Raw genomic sequence first — 17,530 nt, forward strand, 5'->3', positions numbered from 1 at the left:
CCGTTTGATAGAAAATTACTCATAAAAAGATTTTCCAATTCTCATTTAGTTTACCATGAAACAGCTATTCTCACAACTACCGTCTATTTTAGAGAATAATGAGTTCACGAGGAACTTTTTGAATCACTTCGCCACCAGTTTCAGTAATAATAATATCGTCTTCGATACGAACGCCACCGATACCTGGTAAGTATACTCCTGGTTCATTTGTAATCACGTTTCCTGGAACAAATGCTTGTGTCGCAATACGAGAAACATTTGGTGCTTCGTGAATTTCAAGACCAATACCATGTCCTGTTGAGTGAGTGAAGTATTCGCCATAACCACGGCTAGCAATGTAGTCACGAGCAATCTTGTCTAATTCTACCCCTGTTTTGCCAGGAGCGGCTGCTTCGCTTACTTTTAATTGAGCTTGTAAAACAACATCGTGAATTTCTTTTAATTGGTCGATTGGCTCACCAACAGCAATTGTTCTAGTCATATCAGATACATAACCGTTGTAGTAGCAACCAAAGTCAAGCGTTACTAAGTCTCCAGTTTCGATGACTTTAGCACTTGCAACTCCGTGAGGCATTGAAGAACGAACACCACTTGCGATAATCGTATCAAATGAAACACCACTTGCTCCAAGTCCGCGCATGTAGAAGTCTAATTCATTTGCTACTTGAATTTCAGTTACACCTGGTTTGATGAAATCTAAGATGTGTAAGAATGCAGCATCTGAAATACGGCAAGCTTCACGAATAGTTTGGATTTCTCCTTCATCTTTTACTTCACGAATTTTTTCTACAATGTTTTGTGTTGGAATTAATGCTGTATCAAATGCATCTTCGAAGATTTCTAATTGAGAAACTGAAACATGATCTGCTTCAAATCCAACAAATTTTAAGTTGTTTTCACGAATGATTTTTTCAAACGCTGGAACCCAACCTGTCTTATGTTCAATCACATGGAAGCCTTTTGCTTGTTGTTGTGCTTGTTGTGTGTAACGTGCATCTGTTACAAAATAAGCATCTGTCAACGTGATTAATGCAAACCCTGTTGTTCCTGTAAAGTTTGCTAAATAACGTAAATTGTATGGGCTATAAACAATAAGTCCATCAATTTCTTGTTCTTTCATGGAATTTCTTACTTTTTCTAAACGTGTCATAAATTGTTCCCTCCAATGAAAATGATAACTCTAGTATAACAAAAAAGAGCCTAACAAAAAAGTCAGGCTCCTTGGAATTTTCATCAAATTCTAATATTGATTAAATCGCTCTAAACGTTGGCTTACAATTTCTTCTTTCGATTTCTGTGACCACTCATTTAATTGAACTTCTAATTGTTCTCTCATATCTAAAGCAATCTCTTCATTTGTCTTTTTCTTTTCTGGAATAATACGGTCTACAATCTTTTGCGCCAACAAATCCTTACTTGTAAATTTCATAAGTTCAGCGGCTTGACTAGCTTTTGAACCGTCTTTCCACAAGATGGACGCAAATCCTTCTGGAGAAAGAATTGAATACATCGCATATTCCATCATCCAGACTTCATTGGCAACAGCAAGCGCTAATGCACCACCACTTCCACCTTCACCACAAAGAATGGCAATAATCGGAACTTTCAAGTGGCTCATAATACGAAGATTATCCGCAATAGCTTCACCAATACCACGTTCTTCTGCAGTAGCCCCGCAGAATGCACCAGCCGTGTTAATAAACGTCACAACAGGACGATTAAACTTCTCAGCTTGTTTCATCAAACGCGCACTCTTACGGTATCCTTCTGGATGGACTTGTCCGAAGTTTGTCTTCAGGTTTTCTTGAAGCGTATGCCCCTTCTCCATCCCAATCACCGTAACAGGTTTGCCGTTTAATGTCGCAATTCCACCTACAAGAGCTTTATCATCGGCATAGTAACGATCACCATGTAATTCAATAAAATCGTCAAATACGGCGTTAATCCATTCTTTTGTGGTTGGACGTTTCACATCACGTGCCAACGCAACAATTTTCATTGGTTTCATGCATTCGACCCCTTTCCATGAAGGACAAGTAGACGATGAATCATCTTCTTCATTTCTTTACGGTGAACAACCGCATCAATAAATCCTTGTTCAAGAACAGTTTCTGCTTGTTGGAAATCATCTGGGAGTTTTTGGTTCATGGTTTGTTCCACAACACGTTTTCCAGCAAATCCAACGATCGCTTTTGGTTCTGCTAAAATAATGTCGCCTTGCATCGCAAAGCTTGCAGTGACGCCTCCTGTAGTTGGATCCGTCAATACTGTTAAATAGAATAATCCAGCTTGATGGTGTTCTTCCACAGCTCCTGAGATTTTCGCCATTTGCATCAGAGAAAAGATTCCTTCTTGCATTCTGGCACCACCTGAAGCGGTAAAAATCACAACTGGCAATTGGCGTTTGATTCCCTCTTGAAAAGCCTTCGTGATTTTCTCACCAACGACTTGTCCCATCGACCCCATCATAAAGAATGAGTTCATGACGCAGCAAATAAAGGATTCTTCCCCAATCGTTGCCACACCGACTGTTACAGCTTCATTTTCTTTGGCTACTTTTGAGGCTTTCTCCAATTTCGCTTCGTACCCAGGAAAGGCTACATCCACTTTTGGTTTTTCATCCTCAAAAAGTTCTTGGAAAGTATCTACCGTAATGGCCAATCGTTCAGCCGCATTAATTCTAAAATGAGCATCACAGTGCGGACAAACTTTTAAGGATCCTAAGTCTTCTTTGTAGACAATCTTGTCACAAGAAGGACATTTCACCCATTTCCCATCCGGAACTGTAGGTAACTCAGACTGTTCAGATAAGTCTACTTTGGTACGATTAATAGTGATATACGACCGTTTTCTAAACAGACCCATCTAATCACTCCTTTACTAAATCATTCTATTTCTCTTTTGGTTGATTCCAGTGTTTCAAAAATTCAGTTTCAACATACGCAGTTGTATAATCTCCGCGTCTAAATGCTGGTGAATCTAATAAATCTTCAACGAATTCTTGGTTAGTATCGACACCTTCTACCACGAGTTCAAAAAGCATTCGTTTCATGCGAAGAATCGCTTCTTCACGTGTTTTACCGTGCGCAATTAGTTTCGTTAACATTGAATCGTAGAATGGTGGGATTTGATACCCTGTATACAATGCGGATTCAATACGAACGCCCATACCACCAACAGGTTGGTGTAAGAATGTTACTTTCCCTGGAGAAGGACGGAAGCCTTCAAATGGATTTTCAGCGTTTAAACGACATTCAATCGCATGTCCTTGGAAAGTAATATCCTCTTGGGTAAATGGTAACTCTTCTCCTGCAGCAATTTTAATTTGTTGTTGCACAAGATCCACATTCGTAATCATTTCTGTAATCGGATGTTCAACTTGAATACGCGTATTCATTTCCATGAAATAGAAATGTTTTTCTTCATCCACAAGAAACTCAATCGTTCCTGCATTTTGATAGCCGACTGCTTTAGCAGCACGAACAGCTGCTTCCCCCATTTCTCTTCTGAGTTGAGAAGAAAGAGATGGACTTGGCGCTTCTTCGATAATCTTTTGATTTTTACGTTGAAGTGAACAGTCACGCTCTCCTAGGTGAACTACATTTCCGTGTTGATCGGCTAAAATTTGAAATTCAATATGTTTGGCTGGATAAATAATACGTTCCATGTACACATCGGCATTTCCGAAGGCTTGTAAGGCTTCTTGACGTGCTGTTACGAATTGATGTTCAAATTCTTCAACTGTTTCAACACGACGAATCCCTTTACCCCCACCACCGGCAACAGCCTTAATTAAAAGCGGGAACCCGATACGCTTGGCAAGTTCAATTCCTTCTTCAACCGTTTCAACTACATCATCACTACCAGGAATTACGGGTACATTGGCCGCAATCATTTGCTTACGTGCTTCTGCTTTATCCCCCATTTGAGAAATGACTTCGCTTGAAGGTCCAATGAAAGTGATATTGCATTCCGCACACATTTTGGCAAATTTGGCATTCTCCGATAAGAATCCAAATCCAGGGTGAATCGCTTGTGCGCCTGTTATAACAGCTGCGCTCAAAATATTTTCAACTTTTAAGTAAGAATCTTTTGAAGCAGCAGGTCCGATACAAACGGCATGGTCGGCTAATTGTACATGAAGAGCATCTTTATCCGCTTGGGAATAGACAGCTACCGATTCAATTCCTAACTCGCGACAAGCACGAATAATGCGGCAAGCAATCTCTCCACGGTTTGCGATTAGTACTCTATTAAACATAGGCTTAACGTCCAATAATAAAGGTTAATTCAGCTTCTGCGACTTTCTTACCATCGACATAAGCAACGCCTTTACCGATTCCTGCATATTCTTTTAATTTCACGATATCCACTTGAAGTGTTAATACATCTCCTGGAGTTACTTTTTGACGGAATTTAACATTGTTTAATCCACCTAAGTAAGCTGTTTTTCCTTTGAAAGAATCTAATTTCAATAATGGAATTGAACCCGCTTGTGCTAATGCTTCAACGATTAACACACCAGGCATTACAGGTTCACCAGGGAAATGTCCTTGGAAGAAGCTTTCGTTAAATGTCACGTTTTTACGTGCCACAACGTGCTCACCTGGTACTAATTCATCTACACGGTCAATAAATAAAATTGGGTAACGGTTAGGGATTAACTCAGCTACGTCAGTTACAGTCATAATGTTCATCTTAATTTCCTCCTAAAATTGGGTTTAGCGAATCGCAAATAGTTTTTGTCCGAAATCAACCATTTGGCCGTTTTCTACAAGGACTTCTAAAACTTCACCATTGAAGTCGCTCTTAATTTCGTTCATGATTTTCATTGCTTCGATAATACATACAGTGTCGTTTGAAGTGATTTGTTTACCCACTTGTACAAATGGATCTGCGTCTGGTGAAGATTGTAAGTAAACCACCCCAACGATTGGGCTTGTAATGTATTTTGCATCTGTTGCTACTTGTGGAGCTTCTTGAGCTTCAGCAGAAGGCGCGGCACTCACTGGTGCAGCTTCTACTGGGCTTGCCACGTTTGCGACTGGTGCAACGGCATTAGAAACGACTTGAGGATATTCCTCACGTTTACTAAATTGCACTTCGAACTCTTCGTTTGATAAATGAAACTCAGTCATGTTTGAATCATTGAACAAAGTCATTAGTTCTTTAATTTCTTCTACATTCATGTATTAATCCTTCCATTTCTTCACGCAGATTACGGCATTATGTCCACCGAAACCTAACGAATTACTAATTGCTACGTCTACTTTTGTAGAAACTCCAACGTTTGGAGTTACGTTTAAGTCACACGCTTCGTCTTGCTCTGTTAAATTAATCGTTGGTGGTACGAAGTCTTCTTCAACTGCTTTGACGCAGGCAATCGCTTCGATAGCACCAGCAGCTCCTAATAAGTGTCCTGTCATTGATTTTGTACTTGAAACATGAACCTTATCGGCAGCTTCTTTTAACGCATAACGAATTGAAGTTGTTTCAGCTGAATCGTTTGCTGGAGTACCAGTACCGTGAGCATTCACGTAATCTACTTCACTTGGAGCCACTCCTGCTTCTTCGATAGCTTGTAAGATAGCTTTACCAGCACCGCTTCCATCAGGATTTGGAGCTGTCATATGGTAAGCATCTCCTGTAGCACCATATCCAACGACTTCTGCATAAATTTTAGCGCCTCGTTTTTGTGCGTGTTCTAGACTTTCAAGAACAAGAACTCCTGCTCCTTCACCCATTACGAATCCACCACGTTTTTTATCAAATGGTAATGAAGCTGCATCTGGATTATCACTGCTTGAAAGGGCCGTTAATGCTGCGAATCCTGCAATTCCGATTTCACAGATAGAACCTTCAGCACCACCGGCTAAAATCACATCTGAGTATCCATGCTTAATGTTACGGAACGCTTCTCCGATGGCATGTGTTCCTGTTGCACAGGCTGTCACTAATGATGTACATACACCACGAGCTCCGATTTTCATTGAAATGTTTCCTGCAACCATGTTTCCGATTGCCATTGGAACGAATAATGGTGCAACACGTGTTGGGCCTTTATCATGCATTTTGATGATTTGACTTTCCATCACTGTTAACCCACCGATACCAGAACCAACCATGACACCAAAGCGGTCGTAATCTGTGTTTTCTGGAGTAATACCGCTATCTTCAACGGCTTGGATTGCTGCAGCTAGTCCGTATTGACAGAATAAATCCATACGTTTTGCTTCTTTACGATCCATGTATTTTGTAGCATCGAAGTCTTTTACTTCAGCCGCCACATGAACATCTAAGTCTTTTTTATCAAATTTTGTAATTGGAGCAATTCCGTTCTTACCTTCTTTAAGGCCTTCCCAGAAGCTATTAACATCATTTCCTAAAGGAGTGATTGCTCCCATTCCTGTAATTACTACTCGATTCATTGTTTTCCTCCTTTAAGAGATTACATATATAATCCGCCGTTAACGTTTAACACTTGTCCTGTAACGTATTTTGTTTCCGCTAAGAACACACAGGCTTCTGCAATATCTTCTACTGTACCGAAACGACGTAATGGAATTTGTTTTTCCCATTCGTTACGAATCTTTTCAGGTAATGCTTGTGTCATATCTGTATCGATGTATCCAGGAGCAATAGCATTCACTGTAATCCCACGAGAACCGATTTCTTTAGCAACCGATTTTGTTAAACCAATGATTCCGGCTTTACTTGCAGCGTAGTTTGCTTGACCTGCATTTCCTGTAACTCCAACAATACTTGTAATGTTAATAATGCTTCCTGATTTTTGTTTTACGAAAAATGGAGTCGCAAAACGAATCATATTGAAGTATCCTTTTAAGTTAATATTCATTACATCGTCAAAATCAGATTCACTCATACGCATTAATAAACCATCACGCGTAATTCCAGCGTTATTGACTAACACGTCGATGCGTCCAAAACGCTCTTTTACTTCGTTAATAAAGTTTTCAGCTACGTCGAATTTCGAAACGTCTCCAACAAATGTCATTACTTCACCAGGATAAGCATCAAATTGTGCCAGTGTTTCTGCATCAATTTCACGAGTACCGTTTAAGACAACGTTAGCGCCAAGTTTAGCGAATTCTAACGCGATTCCAAGTCCGATACCACGACGGCTTCCTGTTACAACAACTGTTTTATCTTTAAATTTCATTTCGTTATCCTTTCAGTTCCTTTACTTTTTCAATTGTTTCTGTCACCGCTTTAAGGTTATCTGTGTGGAATAATTGAACAGAAGCACCTTTTGCTTTGGCAATTTGTTTCACCATTTGCGTCAATGTTTTTCCAGGCCCTACTTCAATAAAGACATCTACGCCCTCTTGAAGCATCCACTCTACATTTTGTTTCCATTTCACGGCATTTGTAATTTGATCACAGAGAACGTCTTTTGAAGGAATCCCTTCATGCGGTGTACCAAGCGTATTGCTTAATACAGGGCATTTGCTTTCGTGTAACTCTGCCACTTCCATCACAGGAGCAAAACGAACTTTCGCCTCTTCCATTAATGGTGTATGGAAAGGTCCAGATACCACAAGTGGTACGGCTCTTTTAGCGCCGGCTTCTAAGCATTTTTCACTCGCTACATCTACTGCAGAAGCGTGCCCACCAATCACTAATTGTCCTGGCGTGTTGTAGTTTGAAGGAACGACAAGCGCTTCTGGAGTAGAAACTTCACGGCAAATGTCCTCGATTACATTATCTTCAAGACCTAGAACAGCCACCATTTTCCCTTCGCCTTCAACAACTGCTTCTTGCATATATTGACCACGTTTTGCGACTAAGTTTAATGCTTCCTTGAAATCAAGGACTCCTGCTTCCACTAATGCTGAGTATTCACCAAGAGATAATCCCGCAGTCACATCCGGTGTGATACCTTCTTGTTTTAAGACGCTTGCGATTGCATGTGAAACCGTCAATAACAACGGTTGCGTATATTCTGTTTGATTGATTAGTGCGGCAGGTTCTTCTGAAAGAATGTCAGTCACACGATAGGACAGAACGCTACTTGCTTCTTCAAAGACAGCTTTTGCCACTTCGAAGTTGTCAGCTATTTCTAAGCCCATTTGTGCTTTTTGACTCCCCTGACCTGGAAATAAAAATGCGATTTTCATGAGTTTCCTCCTATTGCGCTGTAAAAAAAATGGTGGAAGTATGCTAAATAAGCATATTTCACCATTCCCTTTTTCATTTAATTAAAAACGTGCAAGTTGTTTTTGGATGACTTCATGAGATTCTGCCATCAATTCTTGGATAATTTCAGAACAGCTTTGTTCTTTTGAAATTAAACCAGCAATTTGACCAGCCATCATTGATCCCATTTGAGTATCCCCTTCAACTACGATTCTACGTAGAGCTCCACGTCCAATATCTTCTAAGCGTTCAAAGTCTGGATTTTCTTTACTAGTTTCCTCTTTCTCAGCTTGTAAGTAGATTTTTGTTAATTTATTACGTAACACACGTACAGGGTGTCCTGTAATTTGTCCTGTAATCACAGTATCGATATCTTTAGCTTTTAATACAGAAGCTTTGAAGTTATCGTGCGCAGTACATTCAGTTGCAACAAGGAAACGAGTTCCAAGTTGAACTGCATCGGCACCAAGCATTAAAGCCGCTGCCATTCCGCGCCCGTCACCAATTCCTCCAGCACCGATTACTGGAATGCTTACCGCATCAACTACTTGTGGTAAAAGAGCCATGGTAGTAGACTTACCGATATGTCCGCCCGCTTCCATTCCTTCTACAACAACAGCGTCCGCGCCTTCTTTTTCCATTCTTTTCGCTAGAGCAACTGAAGCTACTACTGGAATTACAGTAATTCCTGCTTCTTTAAATTTCGCCATGTATTTGCCAGGGTTACCAGCACCGGTACAAACCACTTTCACGCCAGCCTGACAAACGACATCCACAACTTCATCAACAAATGGACTTAATAGCATAATATTTACACCATATGGTTTGTCTGTTAAACGTTCCATCTCCTCGATGAATCCTTTAACGACATCGCCAGGAGCGTGTCCACATGCAACGATTCCTAAACCGCCGGCATTGGACACTGCACTTGCAAGCGCAGGATTTGCAACCCATGCCATCCCTCCTTGGATAATCGGATATTCAATTCCAATCATGTCGCAGATTTTTGATTTCATGTGTTACCATCCCTTTTTAAAATTATTTGTCAGCTAATTGAGCATCAACGTAGTTTACTAAGTCTTGAACTGTTTCTAGTCCTTCTTCAGTATCGATTTTCACATCGAATTCATCTTCGATATCGTTGATGATTTGGAATAAATCTAAGCTGTCTGCGTCTAATTCATCTTTAAGACGAGTTGTTAATTGTACTTCTTCTTCCTCTTTACCTAATTGATCTACGATAATTGCTTGAATTTTTTCAAATGTCATTGTGTTTTCCTCCAGTAGTTTAAAAATTATAGTGTGATTGTGATACTTCCCCAGGCTAGGCCACCGCCAAAACCTGATAAAAGTAATTTTTTATGTTCTCCGATTTTCAATGTCCCGTTTTCTACCAGTTCATTTAGTAAAATCGGAATACTTGCAGCCGAAGTGTTTCCAACATGATCGATATTCATTGGGAATTTTTCGATCGGTTGTTTTAATTTCTTAGCCACTTGTTCGACTAAACGACGATTTGCTTGATGTAACAAGTACAAATCAATATCGTCGGCAGTATATCCAGCCTTTTGTAAAGTATCTTGGATATTGACTGGAACAGTTTTGCTGACTAATTCATAAACGCCTCGACCATCCATTGTCATGGTTGAAAGTGTTTGATTTGTCATTCTTTTTCCAGCGACTAACGCCTCAGATTTCTGTCCATCATTTTGTAATGTTTCCGCCAATAAAAATGGCTCTTCATCTTTTTGTAAAAGAACAGCTCCAGCGCCATCTCCAAAGAGAATAGCCGTTGAGCGGTCTTCCCAATCGAGTGAACTGAGCATTGTTTCAGCACCAATAACGATTCCGTATTTTCTTTGTCCGTGTTCCAACATTTTTAATCCTGTTGATAAGGCAAAGACAAATCCGCTACAAGCCGCACTGACATCGAACGCAAATGCATTCGTTGCCCCGATTGCTCCTTGTACAAGTGACGCGCAAGAAGGACTTGCTGCATCAGGTGTCATCGTTGCTACAATGATAAATTCAATGGATTCAGGAGAGATATTGCTCTTTTCAACTAAGCGTTTTGCGGAAATTGTCGCAAGTTCACTTGTTGTCTGTTCTTTAGCCCAATAACGGGTTTTGATTCCTGTTCTCTTAACGATCCATTCATCAGAAGTATCTACTCGTTTCGCCCAGTCATCGTTTGTAATGACGGACGTTGGGAGATAGGAACTTGTCGCTATCACTTGAACCCCCACAATGTCTACTTCCCTTCTTGATTTGCTAGTACAGCCTCGTGTAAGAAATCATATAAATTATGAAGTCCTTTAACAAGAACTGCTATTTCTTCAGCATTCATTCCCTCGATTGTTTTTAAAACTAACTTCTCGTGGAATTTACGATGAAGACGATAAAGTAAGCGACCTTTCTTGGTCAGACCTAAAATTACAATTCTTCGATCGGTTTCACTCTTCAAACGAACAACATAGCCTTTTTTCACTAAAGCATTAACCGCAACTGTTAGCGTCCCAACTGTTACATTTAATTTATTAGCGACTTCTGTTGTCGTATGTTCGTTATACATTCCAATCGCTTCAATGGCATGCATCTCTTTAATGGATAAATCATTAAATTGGCTTTGCGCCAGCGAAGATTCTTCAATGTCGAGCATTTGATTAAAGACGTCCACCAAATACCCGTTTATGGTCTCTAGAGTTGGTTCCATAAAAGATGTTCTCCTTTTTGTTTGAATATCAAATCATTTGATAATCAAAGTATATAAGAAAGATAGTTTGATTGTCAAACCTTTTTTAGTTATTTGTTTTGAATTTCAAACTATTTTCAAAATTTAAAAAGCTTACATTCCTTTCAAATTAGGAATTATTGTTTGTAATTTTCATAAAAAGAACAATTTTGAAAGAACTCTAGGCAAACAAATAAAGGCTAGATAGATTACACTATCTAACCTTTTATTTATTTTTTATAGGCACATTTTCCATTAACGTATGTTGCAAGTACGTTCGTGTTTAACAGTTGAACAGCTTCACCTTCAAGAATATTTTGGTCTAGAATAACAAAATCCGCTAACGAACCAACTTCTAGTGTGCCAATATCTAAACGACTGAGTGCTTTTGCTGCCCCACTCGTGTGTGCTTTTAATGCTTCACCAATCGAAATACGTTGTTCTGGCATTAAACATGGCACTGGTAGCTGCTCTTTCGTTTGACGAGCTACCGCATTAAATAGCGATTCAAACGGTGTCACGTCCAGTACAACTGGAGTGTCTGTTCCAAACCCAAGTGTTGCGCCCTCTTCTAAGAAAGATTTAAACGGAAACATATGACGCGCACGCTCTGCCCCGACTTCTTCATCCAGAGTCTCATAACCAACCAATAAATGACTCGGTTGTACCGAAACGATTAATGATGGTTGAGCCGTTAATGGAAGGTCTGTTGGATCCATCACTTCCAAATGTTCAATCGTGTTGAATTTATTTGGTGCATCAAAAGGAGTCTCTTCCTGCACTTTTTTAAAGTTTTTGAGTGTTAATTCAATCGCCTTATCTCCAACGGTATGAATCCGCATTGGCCACCCTTCTTTGTTAGCAAGAAGCGTTAAGCGTTCCATCTTCTCTTCTGTTAAGAGTGGCCCACCCACGTCTCCTTCAAAGAAAGGCATCGGATATGGCTCTTTTAAATAAGCCGTATGCGAACTTGTCACGCCATCATAAAATTGTTTTACGCCCCCCATTTGGAGCATATCTGAACGGTATGTCTTGTAGAGCTCGCGGTTACGTTCGACCTCTTCACGCATCGCTGGGAAGAAGCTTACACGGACGGTTGCATCCTTTTCCACTTTACTATAGAGTTCTGGATACACAATGTCATCTGGGCTCTCACCCGTTAAGGCAACATCTCCAACAGCCGTCACGCCCATTTTGTTTAAATACGACATATACTCTTTTAAGGCTTGTTCTTCATCGTCTTTATAGACAGACAATACTTTCGATAAATAATAAATGGCTTTTGCTTCAAGGAATACCCCTGTCAGTTCGCCATTCTCCACGACCGCTTCTCCACCGATATTTTGCGGGATTGCTTCCGGTGTTAATTTCAACACTTCTAGTGCCTTGGAATTCAACCAAATCGTATGCGCATCCCCTGCGATTAAACAAATCGGTACGTCTGTTGAAGCTTTATCTAAGTCTTCTTTCGTTGGTAGGATTTGTTGACCAAAGTCACTCGCATACCAACCAATTCCGATTTTCCATCCATTATATTCAGGAATAGACGTTGCTTGAAGAACGACCTCATCAATGGTTGGGCCTCCTACAGCCTTCATCTTTCCTAAATGAATCAACGCTGATAAGTATAAATGCACATGAGCATCAATAAAACCAGGAACCACTAGCTTATCGCCAGCATCTAGCACTTCACCTTCAACAGGCGCATTGTAATCCAAATGGTTCACAATGCGCCCGTCTTTAATTTCTAAAATACCAGCTACTGCAGTCGTTGTAATACCAATAAAGAGATTTTTAGCTTTTAAATAGTAATGCATATTATAACTCCATCTTGAAGTCTAAGAAGGCTTCGTTATATTTTTGAATCCAGTCATTTCCTAGATATTCATAGTGTTCTAATGAATTGATAATTTCTTCTGAAGGATAGAATGTTTCATCAGCAGTGACTTCTGGATCCATCAATTCTTTTGCTTTTTCGTTTGGTGTTGAGTAACCTACGTATGCTGCATTTCTTGCTGCATTTTCTGGTCGAAGCATAAAGTTAATAAAGGCATACGCACCTTCGACATTGACAGCCGTATGCGCAATCGCAAAGTTATCTGTCCAAACCGCACTACCATCTTTTGGCAAGATATATTGTACATTTGGATTCTCTTCCGCAACTGCAGCAGCGTCCCCTGAATACCCCATTCCGATTGGAGCTTCTTCGAGTTTCATCATTGTTTTAATTTCTTCGTTAAGGACTGCGCGAACATTTGGTTTCAATTCTTTTAACTTCACTTCTGCCGCATGTAATTCATTCTCATTCTTCGAATTTAATGAATATCCTAAAGATTGAAGAGCCATCCCTAACGCTTCACGGTTTCCATCTAGGACGAGCACTTTATTTTTGAAATCTTCTTTCCATAAATCACTCCATGTTTGGATGCTTTCTGGATCGATATATTTCGTATTGACCATAATTCCAACGGTTCCCCAGAAATACGGAATCGTATATTGATTTCCATTATCCACTGGACTGTTTAATAAGAAAGGAGAAATATTCTCTAGTCCTTTAATTTTTGAATGGTCGAGTTTTTGAAGTAAATTTTGATTCACTAATTTTGTAATGCTCGATTCACTCGGAAAGACAATATCATAACGCGTCCCACCTTGTTTTAATTTGGCTTCCATCGCATCATTTGAATCAAATGTTTCATAGACCACTTGAATGCCTGTTTCAGCCTCGAATTCCTTAATTAATTCTGGATCGATATAGTTTCCCCAGTTAAATAGGAATAGTTGCTGTTGTTCCCCTGAAGTTTCTACTTCTTCTGTAGATTCCTTTGCTTGAAGCATGTTTTTTACTCCAAATAAAATGGCAACCATTGCAAGAATTGCAACAATTAAAGATACTAGTTTTTTCATTTATGACCCCTTCTCATTAAAAAAACTGCTTTTAATACAGTATGGCACCTAGATTAAAAGCAGTTCTCATTCTTATTTAGATTTTACGTAGTTCTTACCGTTAGCGGCTGGTCCTTCCGATTTTCCAATGAATCCTACCAATACAATGATAGTAATCAAATATGGAGCAATCGTCAAGCCAATTGATGGAATATCTTTAATTACTGGTATATAGTTTCCGATAACCCCTAAACTTTGAGCGAGTCCGAAGAGTAACGCCGATAGCATAACGCTCACTGAATTCCACTTACCAAAGATCATCGCAGCCATCGCAATGAACCCTTGACCAGCAATCGTTGTCGCTGAGAAGTTCAGTGTAATCGATTGAGCAACGATGGCTCCTCCGATACCTGCCAAGAACCCTGATATTAATACTCCTGCAAAACGCATATGGTAAACATTAATTCCTAATGTATCTGCTGCTTGCGGATGTTCCCCTACAGAACGTAATCGTAATCCAAATTTTGTCTTATTTAAAACCGTCGCACAAACAAATGCTAATCCAATTGCTAAGTAAGCCGGAACAAATGTATCTGTAAAGAAGATTTTCCCAATGACTGGAATCGAACTGAGTACTGGAATCGTTGTTTTACCAAAGTAGTTTGTAATGATTTCCGTTTGTCCGATTTCGTTATACATCAAGCGACATAGGAACACGGTTAAGGCAGGTGCTAGTAAGTTTAACACTGTCCCTGAAATAATATGGTCTGCACGCAGATAAACTGTTGCGAACGCGTGAATCGCTGAATACAACATTCCAGCAACTGCCGCGACAATTAGAGCAACCCATGGCGTCCATGAACCAAATTGTGATGCGAACGCTAAGTTAAAGACGGCTGATGCAAAGGCTCCAATCACCATTGTTCCTTCAAGACCGATATTTACAATCCCGCTTCGTTCTGAGAAGATACCCCCTAAAGCTGTTAAAATCAGCGGTGTTGAGTAGATGAGCATGTTCCCAACAACTACTTGTAAAAGTGTTACTAAATCCATTTCTCATTACCCCTTTCTCTTCCCAAATTGAGGGAATTTATCAACAATAACTTCCATTAAATAGTTCGCACCCACAAAGAAGATGATAAATGCCACCACAATAGATACGACTTCTGTAGGAATCTTTGCTAGTAGTGGCATTGAAATCCCACCGATACGAAGAATGGCAAATACTAATGCAGAGAATAGAATACCGATTGGATTATTCAACCCAAGAAGCGATACCGCCATTCCGTCCCATCCAATACTTGGAAGACTTTCTGAAGCGAATGCGTTTTGGAAAGTTCCTAACCCTTCCATTACTCCACCAAGACCTGCTAAGGCACCAGAGATAACCATCGCAAGAATAATCGTCTTTTTCGCACTCATTCCTGCATATTCTGCAGCGTGTTTATTTAATCCTACTGTTTTTAATTCGAAACCAGTTGTTGTTTTATTCATAATTAACCACACAATGAAGACAGCCAGAATCGCAATAAAGATACCTCCATGCAAGGTTGATTTTCCTGTCAATTGATACAAGAATTGCATTCTTAAGCTTGCTGCTTCTGGAACTGAAGCTGTGATTTCTGCTTTTTCTGTTAATACTTCACGAATCACATAGTTTACGATATGAAGCGCTGTATAGTTCAACATAATCGTCACAATTACTTCACTTGCGTTAAAGTACGCTTTTAAGTAACCAGCAATTCCTGCCCAAATAGCCCCTGCAAACATCCCCATGAAAATACATAATGGTAATAGAATGATCTTAGGTAAATCTGGCAGTAAGAGACCTGTTGCAACGGAAGCAAACCAACCGACTAACGCTTGACCAGCAACCCCAATATTGAAGAAACCTGCGTAACTTGCAAATGCAAATCCGAGCGCGACAAGAATTAAAGGTGTGGCTTGTCTTAAGGTTTCACCAATATAAAATGGTTTTCCAAGCGATCCTTTGAGTAATGCGGAATATCCTTTAACAACATCAAAGCCGAATACCCACATAATAAGAGCTCCGACTAATAATCCAAGCACAACTGAAAGGACTGGAATAAGAATCTTTTTGTATTCTGCACCCTTCATCTTATAACGCCTCCTGTTCCTTGGCTCTTACTTGTTCTCTTGTCGAACCCGCCATTAATAATCCTAATTCAGTTTCATTTGTTTCTTTTGTATCTAACACATCAACGATTCGACCTTCATACATGACAGCAATGCGGTCCGCAACGTTTAGAATTTCATCTAATTCAAAGCTCATGAGCAATACGGCTTTTCCTTTATTCCGTTGATCAATCAAACGCTTATGAATGTATTCAATCGCACCAACGTCAAGTCCACGGGTTGGTTGTGCTGCAATGAGTAAACTTGGGTCACGGTCGATTTCACGCGCGATAATCGCTTTTTGTTGGTTCCCACCAGAAAGAGCTCCAGCTGCCACCGTTGGACTTGGAGTACGCACGTCAAACTCTTCGATTAAGCGTTCCGCTAAGTCCACAAAAGCCTTCTTATTTAAGAAGCCGTTCTTCGATAACGGTTCTTTATAGTATGTTTGAATACCGATGTTTTCATCGAGTCCCATTTGAAGAACAAGACCATGTTTATGACGGTCTTCTGGAATATGCCCAAGACCTCCTTCAGTCCGTTGTCTTGTAGGTAACTTCGTGATTTCTTTTCCATCTAGTTGAATCGAACCACTCTCGATAGCACGCAAACCAGATAAGGCTTGAATGAGTTCTGATTGTCCGTTTCCGTCAACCCCTGCAATCCCTACAACTTCACCATGTCTTACAGTTAAATCTAATCCTTTCACCGCTTCGATACCACGGCTATCTTTCACAATAAGATTTTTAATGACTAATGCATCTGTTGTTGGTTTAGCAGGTTCTTTTTGCGTCTTGAAAGATACCGAACGTCCCACCATCATATCCGCTAACTCTTGGTCTGAAACATTACCAATCTCAACAGTTCCAATCACATTGCCTCGACGAATAACCGTACAGCGATCCGCAACCGCTTGGATTTCTTTAATCTTATGCGTAATTAAGAAGATCGATTTTCCTTCTTTAGTTAATTGCTTCATGATGACAATAAGCTCTTCGATTTCTTGAGGAGTTAGTACTGCTGTTGGTTCATCAAAAATCAAAATATCGGCACCACGATATAAAGTTTTCAAGATTTCAACACGTTGTTCCATTCCAACTGTAATATCTTCTACTTTTGCATCAGGGTCTACAGCTAGATGGTATTTCTTAGAAAGTTCCATAATTTCTTCTTTTACCGCATTTTTATCGATAAAACCGAACTTTGTTTGCTCCTTACCCAGGATAATGTTCTCCACTACGCTGAATTTCTTCACAAGCATAAAGTGTTGGTGAACCATTCCAATTTTTAAGCGATTCGCTGTATTTGGCGAATCAATTTTTGTTGGAACACCATTTACTTTAATTTCTCCTTCCGTTGGTTCTAATAACCCTGAAAGGATATTCATTAATGTCGATTTTCCCGCTCCGTTTTCTCCAAGAAGCGCATGGATTTCGCCTTTTTTCAATGTTAAATCAATCTGATTATTGGCTACAAAATTACCAAACTTTTTTGTGATGCCTTTCATCTCAATCACAAATGTTTCTTCTACCAATCGTCTCACCCCACAAAGTGTTCTATGTATAAAAAAGTAGGAGCGAAGAAATTCGCATTCTCTTCAACTCCTACTCCTCTCAATTC

18 protein-coding genes are annotated in these 17,530 nt (G+C 39.8%); all 18 read right to left on the minus strand.

Annotated elements, in window-relative coordinates:
* Positions 1-88: 88 nt before the first annotated feature.
* The 18 genes from O3798_RS01915 to O3798_RS02000 all read right to left on the minus strand — a co-directional run bounded on the left by O3798_RS01915 (position 89) and on the right by O3798_RS02000 (position 17,444).
* The gene (locus tag O3798_RS01915; protein ID WP_371462835.1) at positions 89-1,150 is read right to left on the minus strand and encodes a M24 family metallopeptidase; all 1,062 of its coding nucleotides are present in this window, start codon (positions 1,148-1,150) and stop codon (positions 89-91) included.
* A gap of 90 nt (positions 1,151-1,240) precedes the next feature.
* Positions 1,241-2,008 carry an acetyl-CoA carboxylase carboxyl transferase subunit alpha gene (accA, locus tag O3798_RS01920; RefSeq protein ID WP_371445035.1) on the minus strand — a complete coding sequence of 256 codons (768 nt, stop codon included), beginning with the start codon at positions 2,006-2,008 and terminating at the stop codon, positions 1,241-1,243.
* Entirely contained in the window at positions 2,005-2,865 is an 861-nt protein-coding gene (gene accD / locus O3798_RS01925; RefSeq protein WP_371445037.1) for an acetyl-CoA carboxylase, carboxyltransferase subunit beta, read from the minus strand. The genes accA and accD overlap by 4 nt, the downstream gene beginning before the upstream one ends.
* 25 nt (positions 2,866-2,890) lie before the next feature.
* Positions 2,891-4,261 carry an acetyl-CoA carboxylase biotin carboxylase subunit gene (locus O3798_RS01930; protein WP_371462837.1) on the minus strand — a complete coding sequence of 457 codons (1,371 nt, stop codon included), beginning with the start codon at positions 4,259-4,261 and terminating at the stop codon, positions 2,891-2,893.
* Between the two features lie 4 nt (positions 4,262-4,265).
* Positions 4,266-4,688 carry a 3-hydroxyacyl-ACP dehydratase FabZ gene (fabZ, locus tag O3798_RS01935; RefSeq protein ID WP_192831712.1) on the minus strand — a complete coding sequence of 141 codons (423 nt, stop codon included), beginning with the start codon at positions 4,686-4,688 and terminating at the stop codon, positions 4,266-4,268.
* Between the two features lie 33 nt (positions 4,689-4,721).
* A complete protein-coding gene (gene accB, locus O3798_RS01940) occupies positions 4,722-5,189 on the minus strand; it encodes an acetyl-CoA carboxylase biotin carboxyl carrier protein (protein ID WP_371462839.1) in 468 nt (155 codons plus the stop codon).
* Positions 5,190-5,192: 3 nt separating this feature from the next.
* Entirely contained in the window at positions 5,193-6,428 is a 1,236-nt protein-coding gene (gene fabF / locus O3798_RS01945; protein ID WP_371462841.1) for a beta-ketoacyl-ACP synthase II, read from the minus strand.
* A 20-nt stretch (positions 6,429-6,448) separates the two neighbouring features.
* Positions 6,449-7,180 carry a 3-oxoacyl-[acyl-carrier-protein] reductase gene (gene fabG / locus O3798_RS01950; RefSeq protein WP_371462843.1) on the minus strand — a complete coding sequence of 244 codons (732 nt, stop codon included), beginning with the start codon at positions 7,178-7,180 and terminating at the stop codon, positions 6,449-6,451.
* A gap of 4 nt (positions 7,181-7,184) precedes the next feature.
* Positions 7,185-8,138, minus strand: coding sequence for an ACP S-malonyltransferase (gene fabD / locus O3798_RS01955; protein WP_285252241.1), 954 nt, complete (start codon positions 8,136-8,138; stop codon positions 7,185-7,187).
* A gap of 81 nt (positions 8,139-8,219) precedes the next feature.
* Positions 8,220-9,173 (minus strand): enoyl-[acyl-carrier-protein] reductase FabK, encoded by a 954-nt coding sequence (gene fabK / locus O3798_RS01960; RefSeq protein WP_285252240.1) that lies wholly within the window; start codon positions 9,171-9,173, stop codon positions 8,220-8,222.
* A gap of 22 nt (positions 9,174-9,195) precedes the next feature.
* A complete protein-coding gene (locus O3798_RS01965) occupies positions 9,196-9,426 on the minus strand; it encodes an acyl carrier protein (protein ID WP_048712258.1) in 231 nt (76 codons plus the stop codon).
* Between the two features lie 26 nt (positions 9,427-9,452).
* A complete protein-coding gene (locus tag O3798_RS01970; RefSeq protein WP_371462846.1) occupies positions 9,453-10,391 on the minus strand; it encodes a beta-ketoacyl-ACP synthase III in 939 nt (312 codons plus the stop codon).
* Positions 10,392-10,408: 17 nt separating this feature from the next.
* Positions 10,409-10,870, minus strand: a complete 462-nt coding sequence (locus O3798_RS01975) for a MarR family winged helix-turn-helix transcriptional regulator (RefSeq protein WP_371462847.1) — start codon at positions 10,868-10,870, stop codon at positions 10,409-10,411.
* A 248-nt stretch (positions 10,871-11,118) separates the two neighbouring features.
* On the minus strand, positions 11,119-12,705 hold the full coding sequence (locus O3798_RS01980) for an amidohydrolase (RefSeq protein WP_371462849.1): 1,587 nt from the start codon (positions 12,703-12,705) through the stop codon (positions 11,119-11,121).
* 1 nt (position 12,706) lies between these two features.
* Positions 12,707-13,795: a PotD/PotF family extracellular solute-binding protein gene (locus O3798_RS01985; RefSeq protein WP_371462852.1), complete on the minus strand. Its 1,089-nt coding sequence runs from the start codon at positions 13,793-13,795 to the stop codon at positions 12,707-12,709.
* Positions 13,796-13,867: 72 nt separating this feature from the next.
* On the minus strand, positions 13,868-14,827 hold the full coding sequence (locus tag O3798_RS01990) for an ABC transporter permease (RefSeq protein ID WP_371462854.1): 960 nt from the start codon (positions 14,825-14,827) through the stop codon (positions 13,868-13,870).
* A 6-nt stretch (positions 14,828-14,833) separates the two neighbouring features.
* Positions 14,834-15,892, minus strand: a complete 1,059-nt coding sequence (locus O3798_RS01995; RefSeq protein ID WP_371462856.1) for an ABC transporter permease — start codon at positions 15,890-15,892, stop codon at positions 14,834-14,836.
* A gap of 1 nt (position 15,893) precedes the next feature.
* Complete coding sequence (locus tag O3798_RS02000; protein WP_371462858.1) at positions 15,894-17,444, minus strand: ABC transporter ATP-binding protein; 1,551 nt, start codon at positions 17,442-17,444, stop codon at positions 15,894-15,896.
* Positions 17,445-17,530: the final 86 nt, after the last annotated feature.

The sequence above is a fragment of the Granulicatella sp. 20925_1_45 genome (assembly GCF_041433555.1).
GTDB lineage: Bacteria > Bacillota > Bacilli > Lactobacillales > Aerococcaceae > Granulicatella.

What these genes read in the sequence shown, in the direction of transcription:
- O3798_RS01915 (WP_371462835.1), bottom strand. Translation starts at nt 1,150, where the DNA reads ATGACACGTTTAGAAAAAGTAAGAAATTCCATGAAAGAACAAGAAATT.
- accA (WP_371445035.1), bottom strand. Translation starts at nt 2,008, where the DNA reads ATGAAACCAATGAAAATTGTTGCGTTGGCACGTGATGTGAAACGTCCA.
- accD (WP_371445037.1), bottom strand. Translation starts at nt 2,865, where the DNA reads ATGGGTCTGTTTAGAAAACGGTCGTATATCACTATTAATCGTACCAAA.
- O3798_RS01930 (WP_371462837.1), bottom strand. Translation starts at nt 4,261, where the DNA reads ATGTTTAATAGAGTACTAATCGCAAACCGTGGAGAGATTGCTTGCCGC.
- fabZ (WP_192831712.1), bottom strand. Translation starts at nt 4,688, where the DNA reads ATGACTGTAACTGACGTAGCTGAGTTAATCCCTAACCGTTACCCAATT.
- accB (WP_371462839.1), bottom strand. Translation starts at nt 5,189, where the DNA reads ATGAATGTAGAAGAAATTAAAGAACTAATGACTTTGTTCAATGATTCA.
- fabF (WP_371462841.1), bottom strand. Translation starts at nt 6,428, where the DNA reads ATGAATCGAGTAGTAATTACAGGAATGGGAGCAATCACTCCTTTAGGA.
- fabG (WP_371462843.1), bottom strand. Translation starts at nt 7,180, where the DNA reads ATGAAATTTAAAGATAAAACAGTTGTTGTAACAGGAAGCCGTCGTGGT.
- fabD (WP_285252241.1), bottom strand. Translation starts at nt 8,138, where the DNA reads ATGAAAATCGCATTTTTATTTCCAGGTCAGGGGAGTCAAAAAGCACAA.
- fabK (WP_285252240.1), bottom strand. Translation starts at nt 9,173, where the DNA reads ATGAAATCAAAAATCTGCGACATGATTGGAATTGAATATCCGATTATC.
- O3798_RS01965 (WP_048712258.1), bottom strand. Translation starts at nt 9,426, where the DNA reads ATGACATTTGAAAAAATTCAAGCAATTATCGTAGATCAATTAGGTAAA.
- O3798_RS01975 (WP_371462847.1), bottom strand. Translation starts at nt 10,870, where the DNA reads ATGGAACCAACTCTAGAGACCATAAACGGGTATTTGGTGGACGTCTTT.
- O3798_RS01980 (WP_371462849.1), bottom strand. Translation starts at nt 12,705, where the DNA reads ATGCATTACTATTTAAAAGCTAAAAATCTCTTTATTGGTATTACAACG.
- O3798_RS01985 (WP_371462852.1), bottom strand. Translation starts at nt 13,795, where the DNA reads ATGAAAAAACTAGTATCTTTAATTGTTGCAATTCTTGCAATGGTTGCC.
- O3798_RS01990 (WP_371462854.1), bottom strand. Translation starts at nt 14,827, where the DNA reads ATGGATTTAGTAACACTTTTACAAGTAGTTGTTGGGAACATGCTCATC.
- O3798_RS01995 (WP_371462856.1), bottom strand. Translation starts at nt 15,892, where the DNA reads ATGAAGGGTGCAGAATACAAAAAGATTCTTATTCCAGTCCTTTCAGTT.